Raw genomic sequence first — 13,099 nt, 5'->3', positions numbered from 1 at the left:
CTGTAAAAAACAAATCTATAGATTAAAATTTCAATTATGACAAATAAATATATGTATTTTATAGCTAATTGGAAAATGTTTGGTGATTTAAGAACATTAAATTCACTTGATAGTGTTATAAAATTTTCAAAAATTATTAAAAATACCAAGTTTAGAATTGTTTATTGTCCACCCAATACTCTTATACGCCCATTGTCAAAACGGTTAAAAAAAACAAATCTTGAAGTTGGAGCGCAAAATTGTCATGAGAGTGAAAACTATGGAGCTTACACAGGTCATGTAAATTCAAAAATGTTAAAAAATGTTGGTGCTAAGTATGTTATCTTAGGTCATTCAGAGAATAGACAATCTGGTGAAACTGACAAATTGATCAATTTAAAAATTAAAAGTGCAATTAAATCAAATTTAAAAGTTATTTTTTGTATTGGTGAAACATTGAGTGAAAAAAGAAAAAAAATAACTAATAAAGTTTTGGCAAAACAAATTATTAATGGATTAAAATCTATTAAAAATAACTCAAATATTATTATAGCTTATGAACCTGTTTGGTCTATTGGCACTGGCTTAATTCCAAAATCAAATGATTTATTAAATTCAATTTCATATATCAAAAGTAAATTTAACAAAAAAACTCCTAAAGTTTTATACGGGGGCTCTGTAAACGATAAAAATATTGCCCAATTAAAAGATATCAGTGTTATTGACGGTTTTTTGATTGGTGGAGCTTCCCAAAGTTCAAAAAAATTTATTGATATAATTAAAAAAACCTTTAATTAACCCCTCATGGAAAACGTACTGTTAGTAATTAACATCATCTTAGCTTTAATCTTGGTGTCTTTGATACTTTTGCAGAGATCTGAAGGAGGAGCCCTGGGTATAGGAGTTTCTCAAGAAAATTTTATGCTATCAAGATCAGTAGGTGGTTTTATGACTAAAGCAACAGCGATAGTAGCTACATTATTTATTATATGTAGTTTGGCATTAACTATTATTTCAAGAGCTGAATTAACACCATCAAGTTCAGTTTTGGATACTATTGAAGAAAAGACAGAAGATACACCTTCAATTCCTGAAAATAATTAATTTATACTTTCCAATTTCAAATTTATTCGCTATAAGATAATTCCATGGCGCGATATATATTTGTCACCGGCGGCGTGGTATCTTCCTTAGGAAAAGGTCTCTCTTCAGCATCGCTAGCTTATTTATTACAATCCAGAGGATATAAAGTAAGGTTAAGAAAATTAGATCCATATCTCAATGTAGACCCAGGAACAATGAGCCCATTTCAACATGGTGAGGTATATGTAACTGATGATGGTGCAGAGACTGATTTAGATTTAGGTCATTATGAGAGATTTTCTGGAGTATCAGCAAAAAATTCTGACAATATTACAACTGGAAAAATTTATAGCGATGTTCTTAAAAAAGAAAGAAAAGGCGAGTATTTAGGAAAGACAGTACAAGTAATTCCACATATCACTGATCGAATAAAACAGTTTATTAAAAATGACTCTTCAAAAGAAGACTTTGTAATTTGTGAAATTGGAGGAATAGTAGGTGATATAGAAAGTTTACCATTTGTTGAAGCGATTAGACAGTTTGCAAATGATGTTGGTAAAAAAAATGCATTATTTATTCATTTAACATTAGTACCTTATTTAAAAGCCTCTGATGAAATTAAAACAAAGCCTACCCAACATTCCGTTAAAGAATTAAGAAGCATTGGAATTCAGCCAGATATAATAATTTGTAGATCAGAAAGACCAATACCACTTGATCATAGAAAGAAAATTTCTTTATTTTGTAATGTCGACATTAAAAATGTAATTGAAACTGTTGATGTTCGAACTATTTATGAAGCTCCTATGAGTTTTTTTAGAGAAAAACTTGATCTTCAAGTTTTAAGTTATTTTAAATTAAAATCAAAAAAACCAGCAAATTTAAATCCTTGGAAAAAAATTACTAAAATTATTTTAAATAATAAAAAACAAGTAAATATTGCAATCATTGGAAAGTATGTGGAATTAAAGGATGCTTATAAATCTTTAGACGAAGCATTAACTCATGGTGGAATAGATAATAAAGTTAAAGTAAATTTAGTTAGAATAGACTCTGAAAAATTAAAAGTTTCAGAAATAAAGAAAAAACTCAAAAATATTTCAGGAATATTAATACCAGGTGGATTTGGAAAAAGAGGAACAGACGGAAAAATTGAGGCAATTAAATATGCAAGATTAAATAAAGTTCCTTTTTTAGGCATTTGTTATGGCATGCAAATGGCAATTATTGAATTTGCTAGAAATCAATTAAGTTTAAAAAATGCTACATCAAGTGAATTTGATAAAAAGGGTTTACCAATTATAGGATTAATTAATGAATGGACTAAAGAGGGCAAAATGTTCAAGGGTACTGATAAAGATCTTGGTGGAACGATGAGATTAGGTTCATATGTTGCTAAGTTAAAAGATAATTCATTAATAAGAAAAATTTATAAATCTAAATTAATTAAGGAAAGACATAGACACAGATATGAAGTGAATATTGCTTTTAAAGATAAATTTGAAAAAAAGGGAATGATTTTTTCAGGTTTATCACCAGATAATAAGTTACCAGAGATAATAGAGTTAAAAAATCACCCTTGGTTTGTAGGAGTACAATTTCATCCAGAATTTAAATCTAGACCTTTAGCCCCTCATCCTTTATTCTCATCATTTATCAAAGCAGCAAAAAATCATAAATGAGTAGTAAAAAAGTAAATTGTGGAAATATAGAAATTTCAAATAATAATAAAATTTGTATTATTGCCGGACCATGTCAGCTCGAAACAGAACAGCATGCAATGGACATGGCAGGTAAAATTCAAGAAATCACAAAAAAATTTGATCTTGGATTTATTTATAAAACTTCTTTCGATAAAGCTAATAGAACTAGTCTAAAAGGTCAAAGAGGAGCTGGTTTAGAAGCATCCCTTCCAGTGTTTGATAAAATTAAAAAAGAATTGAATGTTTCAATTTTAACTGACATTCATAACGCAGAGCAATGTTCGTTATTAAAAGATCATGTTGATATTTTACAAATACCAGCATTTTTATGCAGACAGACAGATCTTCTAATTGCTGCTGCAAAAACTAATAAAATTATAAATGTTAAAAAGGGACAGTTCTTAGCTCCATGGGACATGGTTAATGTTACTAAAAAAATAGCAGACTCTGGAAATGAAAATATTTTAGTTACAGAAAGAGGAGCTAGCTTTGGATATAATACTTTAGTATCGGATATGAGATCATTACCGATCATGGCAAAGAATGGCTATCCAGTAATTTTTGATGCAACACATTCAGTACAACAACCAGGTGGTCAGGGCGAATCTTCTGGTGGACAAAGAGAGTTTGTTGAATATTTAGCAAGAGCTGCAGTTGCAGTAGGAGTTGCAGGAGTGTTTATTGAAACTCATCAAGATCCTGATAATGCTCCTTCAGATGGTCCAAACATGGTTCCTTTAGATAAGTTAGAAAATTTACTTAAACAATTAACTGATATTGATAATTTAATTAAAAAGTAGTGAGCAAAATCTTAAAAGTAAAAGCAAGACAAGTTTTTGATAGCAGAGGTAATCCAACTGTTGAAGCTGAAGTCTATGTAAAGAATAATAGCGCATCAGCCATTTGTCCCTCTGGCGCATCTACTGGAACTTTTGAGGCTTATGAAAAAAGAGACAAAAACAATAAAAGATATTTAGGAAAAAGTGTTTTTAGTGTTGTAAATTTAGTTAATACAAAAATTTCAAAAAAATTAAAAGGTCAAAATATTCATAACCAAGAACGAATTGACACCCTTTTAATTAACCTTGATGGCACAAGACAAAAAACAAATCTTGGAGCAAATGCAATGTTGGCTGTTTCTATGGCTGTTAAAAAACTTTCAGCTAAAATAAAAAAAGTTCCATTATATAAAACATTTACTGTTAAAAATAATTTTCAACTACCATACCCTCTAATGAATATAATTAATGGTGGGGCACACGCTAACAATGGTCTTAGAATTCAAGAATTTATGATCAGACCTGATCGTGCAAAAAGTTTCTCAGAAGCAATGAGAGTTTGTTTTTTAGTTATTAAAAGTCTAAGTAAGCTAATTAAAGATAAGGGGTTATCGACATCTGTTGGTGATGAAGGTGGTTTTGCTCCAATGATCAGTAGTAATAATCAGGCGCTAGATTTAATTGTTTCTGCAATTAAAAAAGCAGGTTTTAAAAACGGTAAAGATGTTTCCATATGTCTTGATGTTGCAGCCAATGAATTATTTAAAAAGAATAAATACTCCATTCATTCTAAAAGTTATATTTCAGTTAAAAAATCGATCAAAGAATATCAAAAAATTATTAACAAATATAAGATAAAATCAATCGAAGATCCTTTTGCAGAAAATGATTGGCTGGCTTGGAATAAATTAATGAAATCAGTAAAAGATGTTCAAATCGTTGGAGATGATTTGTATGTAACAAACCTTGAAAGACTTAAAAAAGGTTTTTTAAATATTTCATCAAATTCAATTTTAATTAAACTCAATCAAATTGGCACAGTATCTGAAACCTTAGATGTAATAAAATTTGCTCAAACTATTGGATATAAAACAATCATATCTCATCGATCAGGAGATAGTGAGGACACATTTATTGCAGATTTAGCTGTTGGAACAAACTCCAATCAAATTAAAACTGGATCATTAGCAAGATCCGAAAGAGTAGCTAAATATAATCAATTAATTCGTATTGAAGAAGAACTTGGAAAAAAAGCGAGGATGAATAAAATCAATTAATGCTTAGATTAATAAAAAGAAATTATTTTTTATTAGTATCTATTTTTTTGATTTTTTACTTTGCTTTTAATCTTGTGTCAGGTGAAAGAGGTCTTTTTTCATTTATTGAAAAAAAAGAACTTTTGTCTAACTTGAAAAAAGAAGAATTGTCCTTAGTTAATAAGATAAATGATTTAGATCATAAAAATAGCTTACTAAGCACCAATTTAGATCTTGATTATGTCGAAACATTAATAAGAGAAAGATTTTTGTTTGGAAAAGAAGGAGAGACGATTTATATAATTAAAAACGATGAAAACTAGACATCCAGAAAAACAAAACAAACCAATTAATCCGATCAAGAAAAAACCGGATTGGATAAGATCTAAGCTTGTAAATAGTAAAGAGTTTTTCTTAACAAAAACAATTGTAAATAATAATAATTTAGTAACTGTTTGCCAGGAAGCTAATTGCCCAAACATTACCGAGTGTTGGAGTAAAAGACATGCAACATTTATGATAATGGGAGATACTTGTACTAGAGCATGTGCATTCTGTGATGTTAAAACTGGTTTACCTCGAAAACTAGATCAATTAGAGCCAATTAAAATTGCAGAAGCTGTTAAAAAATTAAATTTAAAACATGTGGTTATCACCTCTGTTGATAGAGATGATCTAGATGATGGTGGATCAGAACATTTTTTTGAAACAATAAATCAAACAAGAAAACAAAATCCAAATACTACAATTGAAGTATTAACACCTGATTTTTTGAGAAAAGGAGATTCTTTTAAAAGAGTATTAGATGCAAACCCAGATGTTTTTAATCATAATATCGAAACAGTACCAAGCCTTTATTTAAAAGTAAGACCTGGCTCAAGATACTTTTCATCTCTAGAACTTTTGAAAAATGCCAAACAAGTTAATAAAAATGTTTTTACTAAATCTGGAATTATGGTTGGACTAGGTGAAAGTAGAGATGAAATTTTACAAGTTATGGATGACTTGAAAGCTGCAGATGTAGATTTTTTAACTATTGGTCAATATCTTCAACCATCAACAAAACACCATCCGCTTGATAGATATTATACTCCAAAAGAATTTGATGATTTAGGAACAATAGCTAAAGCAAAAGGATTTTTACTAGTTTCTTCATCACCATTAACAAGATCTTCGTATCATGCTGATGAAGATTTTGCTCAACTTCAACAAAATAGATTAAACAAACATTAATGCCTAAAGCATCAGTTAAGAGATTAATTGAATGTAAAAAAAATCAACTTGTTGATTTAGTTCTTGATATTGAAAAATATCCAGAGTTTGTCCCTTTTTGTTTGGACTCACATGTTTATGAAAGAAATAAAGTAGGTAATCAAATTTTAATTATTGCTGACCTTACCATTGGTAAAGGACCATTTAAAGATACATATAAAAGTGATGTAAAATTTGACAAAGAGACCAGTACTATAAATGTAACCAATATTGGTGGCCCATTAAATCACTTAGAAAATAATTGGAATTTTAATGAAACAAAAGGGGGTACTGAAATTTTTTTTGATATTGATTTTGAAATTGAGAATAAATTCTTAAATGTTTTGATGTCTAAGTCTTTCGAGTTTGGTTTGAATAAGATAGCAGATGCTTTTCAAAAAAGAGCAGAAGATCTTTATAGACCAATAGAAGATTAATTAAATTAAATTTAAAACTATCTTAATCACCTCTCTAACTGTTAATTTTTGAATAGAATTACGGTTATCAGATTTAAATCTATTTTCTTTAACAATTAAGGTTTTACCTTTTTTTATACCAATATAAACCAAACCTATTGGTTTATTTTTTGAAGCTCCACCAGGTCCTGCAATTCCAGTAATAGAAACGTTTATGTTACTTCTTGAAATTTTAGATAAATTCTGGACCATAGATTTACAGCACTCTTTACTTACAGCTCCATATTTTTTAATTATGTTTTTATTTACTTTTAAAATTTTAATTTTAGCTTGATTGGAGTAGGTGGTTAGCCCCATTTGAAAATATTTTGATGAGTTGGCTAATTTAGTTAAATTATGAGCCAATAACCCACCAGTACAAGACTCAGCCACAGATATAGTTAATTTTTTATTAATTAATTTTTTATGGAGAAACTGAATACTCATTAGAACTTAAGACTTATTAGATAAATTAATAACATTGAATACAATCCAGCCATTATATCATCCATGATTATTCCAAAGTAATTTTTAAAATTTTTATCAAAAAAACTAACTGGAAAAGGCTTTAAAATATCAAAAAATCTGAAGAAAATAAAAGACAACACGTAATAAACTTCAATTGTCAAGTTTAGTTGATTGTTTTGACTTAAGTATAATACAAGAATTAATGGCATAGCTTGACCTAAAACTTCATCAATAACTATTTGTCTAGGATCTTTATTCTTAAACTCACTTTCTGCATCTTTAACCGCATAAAAAGAATAGAAAAATAAAAGAGTAAAAAAAATTATTGAAAATTTAAGATCAGTGTAGCCAAGATGTTCATAGGCAATGTATATAAATATAACTGCAACAAGCGATGTAACTGTTCCTGGTATTTTAGTCAAATAACCATAACCAAAAAAAGTTGATATTAAGACATTAATTTTTTTCATTGTGATATAGAGCAAATAACCTCACAAGCTATTGCTTTTTCCTTTCCAATTAATCCTAATTTTTCAACTGTTTTACCTTTTAGATTAATTAAATTTTTATCTAAATTTAATAAATTGGATAAAGAATTAATTATTTTGATTCTATATTTTGAAACTTTAGGTTGTTCACAAATCAAATTAATATCTAAATTATTAATGTAAAAATTATTTTTATTTAAAATATCAACAACAGGCTTTAACATTTTTGGAGATCTAATATTTTTATATTTTTTCTCATTGTCAGGAAAAAAAGTGCCTATATCTTTTTTTCTCATGGCACCTAATAAAGCATCTATTATTGAATGTAAAATTACATCTCCATCTGAATGACCCTTTAAGCCAGAATTAAAAGGTATTTTGATACCCCCCAGATAAAGTTTTTTATTTTTAATTAATCTATGTATATCAAACCCTATACCAAAATAAGTTTTATCATTTTGAATATCTTCTTCGAAGGTAATTTTATTGTTTAAAGTTTCGCCTGGGATAAATTTTATTTTTAAATTATTATCAATAAATAGAGTTGCTTCATCTTGAATCCTATTTTTTTGTCTAATAGATAAATTATAAATTTCTTTAAAATTAAAAGCTTGTGGTGTTTGGGTTAAATATGAGTTGTCTCTATTTAAATTAAACAATTGCTTTTTAACTTTATATTTAATTGAGTTTTTTGATGAAATAACAGGAACTACTGCTTTATTTTTTTTTAGAGAATTAATTAATTTTTTTAGAAGACTTATAGTAAAATTTGGTCTTGCTGCATCATGAATTAAAACATTTAGAGGATTAAATTTTTTTATATATTTTAATGCAATTAAAGAGGAATCTGATCTTTCTTCACCACCTTTGATAATCGAAATATTTTTTGGATAATTATTCTTGATTTGTTTTTTATCATTAACAACAAGAATAATTTTCTTAAAAAGTTTTGAACTTATTGCTTTATCTAAAGAATGTTCAAAAAGAGCTTTATTTTTATAAGTAATAAATTGTTTAGGTTTATTTGAATTAAATCTTTTGCTTTGTCCAGAGGCAAGTATTATAAAATAATTATTCATCATTTATGGTGATTATTTTTTAAGAATGCACGATTTTATAAAAAAAAACATATATTTAATATTCCTATTTATTATCACATTATCAGTAGGTTTCTTAACTTTTTTAACTTTTATTGACAAAAGTCCTTTAGAGCTTTCAAGTAAAAATTTACAATACTTGTTAATTCTAAATATAGTTTTACTTTTACTACTTTTTATTTTTATCTTTTTAGAAATTAAAAAAGCAATCAAAAATGATATTGATAAGGATGGATTAAAATCAAATAAAAAATATATTACATATTTTGCTTTATTTACTTTTATCCCCTCATTACTGATATCAATATTTTCTTTATTTCTTTTTTCATTTGCTCTTGAAAAATATTTTGACAAAAAGGTAACTACTGTTGTTAATAATTCTTATGAATTAGCTAGAAATTATGTTGATGAAGTGAGAAATAAAATTCAATCAGAAATAGTTCTTATTGCTTTTGATTTGAATAAAAGTAAAAAATTTTTAAATGATAATGAAAGAGAATACTCTAGGTTTTTGCAAACACAAAAATTAATTAGAGGTGTTAATGAAATACATATAATTGATTTAGAAAAAAAACTATTATTTTCAACTCTGGGAGATAATGAGCCTTATATACCACCAGTAGACGAAGCTCTAAATCTTGTATTAGATGATGATCGTCCTTTAAAAATTATAAATGCCTTTGAAAATAGATCAGCAGCTATTATGCGTTTACAAAATTTTAAAGATAGATTTATTTATGTAGTCAATTATCTTGATAAAGATATTTCTAGATATTTGACTGAGTTTGAAGAGGCTATTAATTTTTATTATACAGTTGAGGAAAAAAGTACAGGTATAAAAATTTCCTTTGCAATAATTTATATAATTGTTGTTTCACTTTTATTATTTATATCAATATCAATAGCGATTAGATTTTCTTCCAGGTTTTTTAGATCTATCAATAACTTAATTTTAGCTTCAACCTCAATTGGTGAAGGAAATTTAGATATAAAAGTTCCTGAAGTTAAAACAGATAAAGATTTAGAAATATTAAATAAAAATTTTAATCAAATGATTGATAGATTAAAAGACCAACAAGATAAATTAATTATTAATGAAAGACATGAGGCTTGGGGCAGTCTTGCAAGAAAACTTGCTCATGAAATTAAAAATCCATTAACTCCAATACAATTAACTATTGATAGACTAAAAAATAAATATTCTAATGATCTAGATGAAAAAGATAGGGAAAATTTTGAGGAAAATTTAAAGATTATTAACAATCAGATTAAACAAATAGAAAAATTGGTTAATGAATTTTCAGATTTTGCAAGAATGCCAAAACCTGTATTCCAAAAAAATAATCTGGTTACTTTAATAAAAGATAATATTCAGTTATTACAAGAATTAGACCAAACAATTAAAATTGATTTTATTCATAATAATCAGCAACTATTTTTTGAAGGAGATAAAGAACAATTAAGCAGAGTTTTTCTTAATTTAATCAAAAATTCAATTGAAAGTATTCAGCAAAAAGATGAAAAAGTTAGTGATTTTAACAAAAATATTACTATTGAACTCAACGAATTTGATAGCCATATAAGTCTCATCATTAATGATAATGGAGTAGGTTTTAAAAATTTGAACAATAATATTAAAGAAATTTTAAACCCATACTTTACAACAAAAAAAGAAGGAACAGGCCTAGGTTTATCTATTGTTAATAAAATAATTAATGATCATAATGGTAATATTGAATTTATATCTAAAGCTGATGGAGCAATAATTAAAATTATATTTTCAAAATAATGAGCGCTGAAATTTTAATAGTTGATGATAATACTGACATTAGGAATATTATTAATGAATTAATTCAAGATGCTGGTTATAAAACAAGAATTGCAGCTAACTATAATCAGGCACTTGCTGAAATAGATAAAAAACTGCCCAATGTTGCGATATTAGATGTTAAATTAGATAAGGGTGACAATGATGGTATTGAGCTTTTATCGCATATCAAAACCAAGAATAAAGATGTTCCAGTTATAATAATTTCTGGTCATGCAAATATTGAAATGGCAATTAAATCTTTACATCATGGTGCTTTTGAATTTATTGAAAAACCGTTTGATCAAGAAAGATTATTGAATTTTGTAAGTCGCGCAGTAGAAAATTTTAATCTTAAAAAACAAAATAAAGAGTATGAAAATAAATTATTTTCTTCTTACGAACTAATTGGAGACAGCAAAAATACAATTAATATTATAGAACAAATAAAAAAAATTTCTTTAACTGAGAGTAGAGTTTTTATTTGTGGACCATCAGGTTCTGGTAAGGAATTAGTTGCTAGAAAAATACACAAAAATTCTTCAAGAAAAAAAAAACCATTCATTGTTTTAAATGGTGCTTTATTAGACTCAAACAAGTATGAACTTGAATTATTTGGTGAGGAAAAAGAAAATGGGTCGATATCTTATGGGGCTCTTGAAAAAGCAAACCAGGGAACTTTACTAATAGATCAAATTTCAGAAATACCACTTGATATTCAATCAAAAATCTTAAGGGTATTAACTGATCAAAAATTTAAAAGAGTTAATGGAAATAGTGATGTGAGTGTTGATGTACGATTAATTTGCTCTTCAAGCAAAGATCTTAAAAAAGAAATTCAAATAGGAAATTTTAGAGAGGATTTATTTCATAGAATTAATGTATTTGAAATTAATATTGAACCTTTAAGTCAAAGAATTTCCGACATCCCATTATTAATTAAATATTTTTCAAAAAAAATTTCAGAAAGTTATAATATTAAGGAACTAGAGATTGATGAAAATAATAGCTATATTTTAAATCACAACTGGAAAGGCAATGTAAGAGAATTAAGAAACTTGATAGAAAGAATTGCAATTTTGCAACCTGATACAAAAGATAGAATTTCGAATATAATCAAGGAGTCATTAAAAAATGATAATTTTGATGATCAAATTGCAGAAAATAGCCTATCTGTGCCATTAAAAGAGGCTAGAGAAAAGTTTGAAAAAGAGTATTTAACTATTCAATTAAAAAAATTTAATGGAAATATTTCAAAAACTGCGAATTTTGTTGGCATGGAAAGAAGCGCCTTACATAGAAAATTAAAAGGCTTAGGAATAAAAGAATTTAATTAAAATGAATATAATCATTTGTGGTGCCGGAAGAGTAGGCTTTACTATAGCAAAACAACTAAGTGAACAAGGTCACTCTATTACTGTGATTGACCAATCTAGCGATGATATCCAAAAAATTGACGAGTCTTTGGATGTAAAGGCTATAGTTGGTAAAGCCACTTATCCATCAATATTAGAAAAAGCAAATGCTTCTGAATCAGATATGATCATAGCTGTTACTCGTAATGACGAAATTAATATGGTAATTTGTCAAATAGCTTTTTCAGTTTTTAATATTCCAAAAAAAATTGCCAGAATAAGATCTCAAGACTATCTAAATCCTAAATTTACAACTGTTTATAATAAAGAAAATTTACCAATCGATGTAATTATTTCTCCTGAATTAGAAATAGCAAAGTCTATACAAAGAAAACTCGAAGCACCAGGTGCCCTCGACAGTGTTCCTTTCGCCAATAATAAAATTAGATTATTGGAAATTTTGATTAATGATAATTGTAATTTAATTAATATTAAGCTTAATGAATTAACAAAAAAACATCCAAATCTTGATGCAAATATTATTGGAGTGATAAGAGGAGATAAATTTTTAATACCTAAAAAAAATGATGATATTCAAAAAAATGATAAAATTTATGTAATTATAAATTCCTCACAAATGTCACAAACACTAGAAGCGTTTGGTCATAATGAAAAAATTTCTAAAAAGATATTAATTGTAGGCGGTGGTAATATAGGTTTTAATCTTGCAAAGAATTTAGAAGAGAGTTTAGATGCTACAAGAGTTAAAATAGTTGAAAAAGACAAAGGACGATCAGAATTCCTTGCAAATGAATTGAATAATACCATTATAATTAACGGTGATGCTCTTGATGAAGAAGTTTTGATTGAAGCAAATTTAGAGGAGGCAGAAACTGTTTTGGCATTAACTAATGATGACGAGGACAATTTAATGGTAAGTGTGCTTGTAGAAAAATTTGCAAAAGACGACAAAAAAATCGATGACAAACGAACTATGGCTTTAATTAATAAACCGAACTATTCATTACTTCAAAACTCTCTAAAAATTGACGATTTGATTGATCCAAGAATGAATACAGTTTCCAGTATTCTAAAACATATACATAAAGGAACTATTGAGACTGCTTATACAATTTTAAATGGTGAGTATGAGGTTATTGAAGCTGAAATTATTGAAACATCAGAATTAATTAATAAGGAATTAAAAAACTCAAACTTACCAGAAGAAATAAGAATAGGAGCAGTCTTAAGAGAAGATAAAGTAATAATTCCCAGATCAAATTTTGTATTTCAGAAGGATGATAGGGTTGTGTTTTTAGCCAAAAAAGACTCAATTTCAGTTGTGGAAAATATATTTAGAATAAGTTCTATATAAATT

At 27.1% G+C, this 13,099-nt stretch carries 14 protein-coding genes; 11 read left to right on the top strand and 3 right to left on the bottom strand.

The annotated features are described in order from the left end of the window. The first annotated feature begins 36 nt into the window (after window positions 1-36). Genes ACIJYF_RS03865 through ACIJYF_RS03830 form a run of 8 tightly spaced genes read left to right on the top strand, consistent with a single transcriptional unit; the run spans window position 37 to window position 6,488 of the window. Window positions 37-777, top strand: coding sequence for a triose-phosphate isomerase (locus ACIJYF_RS03865; RefSeq protein ID WP_435115252.1), 741 nt, complete (start codon window positions 37-39; stop codon window positions 775-777). A 6-nt stretch (window positions 778-783) separates the two neighbouring features. Continuing rightward, complete coding sequence (gene secG, locus ACIJYF_RS03860; protein WP_435115250.1) at window positions 784-1,083, top strand: preprotein translocase subunit SecG; 300 nt, start codon at window positions 784-786, stop codon at window positions 1,081-1,083. 44 nt (window positions 1,084-1,127) lie between these two features. Then, window positions 1,128-2,744 (top strand): CTP synthase, encoded by a 1,617-nt coding sequence (locus tag ACIJYF_RS03855; RefSeq protein ID WP_435117938.1) that lies wholly within the window; start codon window positions 1,128-1,130, stop codon window positions 2,742-2,744. Continuing rightward, window positions 2,741-3,565, top strand: a complete 825-nt coding sequence (gene kdsA / locus ACIJYF_RS03850; protein ID WP_435117936.1) for a 3-deoxy-8-phosphooctulonate synthase — start codon at window positions 2,741-2,743, stop codon at window positions 3,563-3,565. Before ACIJYF_RS03855 ends, kdsA begins: the two co-directional genes overlap by 4 nt. Beyond that, the gene (gene eno / locus ACIJYF_RS03845) at window positions 3,565-4,821 is read left to right on the top strand and encodes a phosphopyruvate hydratase (protein WP_435117934.1); all 1,257 of its coding nucleotides are present in this window, start codon (window positions 3,565-3,567) and stop codon (window positions 4,819-4,821) included. Before kdsA ends, eno begins: the two co-directional genes overlap by 1 nt. Continuing rightward, a complete protein-coding gene (locus tag ACIJYF_RS03840) occupies window positions 4,821-5,123 on the top strand; it encodes an FtsB family cell division protein (RefSeq protein ID WP_435117932.1) in 303 nt (100 codons plus the stop codon). Before eno ends, ACIJYF_RS03840 begins: the two co-directional genes overlap by 1 nt. Further along, entirely contained in the window at window positions 5,113-6,033 is a 921-nt protein-coding gene (gene lipA, locus ACIJYF_RS03835; protein WP_435117930.1) for a lipoyl synthase, read from the top strand. Before ACIJYF_RS03840 ends, lipA begins: the two co-directional genes overlap by 11 nt. Next, window positions 6,033-6,488 carry a type II toxin-antitoxin system RatA family toxin gene (locus ACIJYF_RS03830; RefSeq protein ID WP_435117928.1) on the top strand — a complete coding sequence of 152 codons (456 nt, stop codon included), beginning with the start codon at window positions 6,033-6,035 and terminating at the stop codon, window positions 6,486-6,488. Before lipA ends, ACIJYF_RS03830 begins: the two co-directional genes overlap by 1 nt. Here the strand turns inward: ACIJYF_RS03830 and ACIJYF_RS03825 are convergent, their stop codons facing one another. From ACIJYF_RS03825 to ispF, 3 genes are read right to left on the bottom strand one after another with little or no spacing between them, the layout of a single operon-like run. Further along, window positions 6,489-6,953: a CinA family protein gene (locus ACIJYF_RS03825; RefSeq protein WP_435117926.1), complete on the bottom strand. Its 465-nt coding sequence runs from the start codon at window positions 6,951-6,953 to the stop codon at window positions 6,489-6,491. Beyond that, entirely contained in the window at window positions 6,953-7,444 is a 492-nt protein-coding gene (locus tag ACIJYF_RS03820) for a phosphatidylglycerophosphatase A family protein (protein WP_435117924.1), read from the bottom strand. Before ACIJYF_RS03820 ends, ACIJYF_RS03825 begins: the two co-directional genes overlap by 1 nt. Then, window positions 7,441-8,541, bottom strand: coding sequence for a 2-C-methyl-D-erythritol 2,4-cyclodiphosphate synthase (gene ispF, locus ACIJYF_RS03815; protein WP_435117922.1), 1,101 nt, complete (start codon window positions 8,539-8,541; stop codon window positions 7,441-7,443). The genes ACIJYF_RS03820 and ispF overlap by 4 nt, the downstream gene beginning before the upstream one ends. 25 nt (window positions 8,542-8,566) lie before the next feature. Here ispF and ACIJYF_RS03810 point away from each other — a divergent pair, with 25 nt between their 5' ends. From ACIJYF_RS03810 to trkA, 3 genes are read left to right on the top strand one after another with little or no spacing between them, the layout of a single operon-like run. Further along, window positions 8,567-10,348: an ATP-binding protein gene (locus tag ACIJYF_RS03810; protein ID WP_435117920.1), complete on the top strand. Its 1,782-nt coding sequence runs from the start codon at window positions 8,567-8,569 to the stop codon at window positions 10,346-10,348. Then, window positions 10,348-11,703 carry a sigma-54-dependent transcriptional regulator gene (locus ACIJYF_RS03805; protein ID WP_435117918.1) on the top strand — a complete coding sequence of 452 codons (1,356 nt, stop codon included), beginning with the start codon at window positions 10,348-10,350 and terminating at the stop codon, window positions 11,701-11,703. Before ACIJYF_RS03810 ends, ACIJYF_RS03805 begins: the two co-directional genes overlap by 1 nt. A 1-nt stretch (window position 11,704) precedes the next feature. Next, window positions 11,705-13,096 carry a Trk system potassium transporter TrkA gene (trkA, locus tag ACIJYF_RS03800; RefSeq protein ID WP_435117915.1) on the top strand — a complete coding sequence of 464 codons (1,392 nt, stop codon included), beginning with the start codon at window positions 11,705-11,707 and terminating at the stop codon, window positions 13,094-13,096. Window positions 13,097-13,099: the final 3 nt, after the last annotated feature.

This window comes from Candidatus Pelagibacter bacterium nBUS_49 (assembly GCF_051200925.1).
Lineage (GTDB): Bacteria > Pseudomonadota > Alphaproteobacteria > Pelagibacterales > Pelagibacteraceae > Pelagibacter.
Note: the sequence above shows the minus strand (reverse complement) of the source record. Positions and strands in the feature narration are given on the sequence as shown.

What these genes read in the sequence shown, in the direction of transcription:
- ACIJYF_RS03865 (WP_435115252.1), top strand. Translation starts at nt 37, where the DNA reads ATGACAAATAAATATATGTATTTTATAGCTAATTGGAAAATGTTTGGT.
- secG (WP_435115250.1), top strand. Translation starts at nt 784, where the DNA reads ATGGAAAACGTACTGTTAGTAATTAACATCATCTTAGCTTTAATCTTG.
- ACIJYF_RS03855 (WP_435117938.1), top strand. Translation starts at nt 1,128, where the DNA reads ATGGCGCGATATATATTTGTCACCGGCGGCGTGGTATCTTCCTTAGGA.
- kdsA (WP_435117936.1), top strand. Translation starts at nt 2,741, where the DNA reads ATGAGTAGTAAAAAAGTAAATTGTGGAAATATAGAAATTTCAAATAAT.
- ACIJYF_RS03840 (WP_435117932.1), top strand. Translation starts at nt 4,821, where the DNA reads ATGCTTAGATTAATAAAAAGAAATTATTTTTTATTAGTATCTATTTTT.
- lipA (WP_435117930.1), top strand. Translation starts at nt 5,113, where the DNA reads ATGAAAACTAGACATCCAGAAAAACAAAACAAACCAATTAATCCGATC.
- ACIJYF_RS03830 (WP_435117928.1), top strand. Translation starts at nt 6,033, where the DNA reads ATGCCTAAAGCATCAGTTAAGAGATTAATTGAATGTAAAAAAAATCAA.
- ACIJYF_RS03825 (WP_435117926.1), bottom strand. Translation starts at nt 6,953, where the DNA reads ATGAGTATTCAGTTTCTCCATAAAAAATTAATTAATAAAAAATTAACT.
- ACIJYF_RS03820 (WP_435117924.1), bottom strand. Translation starts at nt 7,444, where the DNA reads ATGAAAAAAATTAATGTCTTAATATCAACTTTTTTTGGTTATGGTTAT.
- ispF (WP_435117922.1), bottom strand. Translation starts at nt 8,541, where the DNA reads ATGAATAATTATTTTATAATACTTGCCTCTGGACAAAGCAAAAGATTT.
- ACIJYF_RS03810 (WP_435117920.1), top strand. Translation starts at nt 8,567, where the DNA reads ATGCACGATTTTATAAAAAAAAACATATATTTAATATTCCTATTTATT.
- ACIJYF_RS03805 (WP_435117918.1), top strand. Translation starts at nt 10,348, where the DNA reads ATGAGCGCTGAAATTTTAATAGTTGATGATAATACTGACATTAGGAAT.
- trkA (WP_435117915.1), top strand. Translation starts at nt 11,705, where the DNA reads ATGAATATAATCATTTGTGGTGCCGGAAGAGTAGGCTTTACTATAGCA.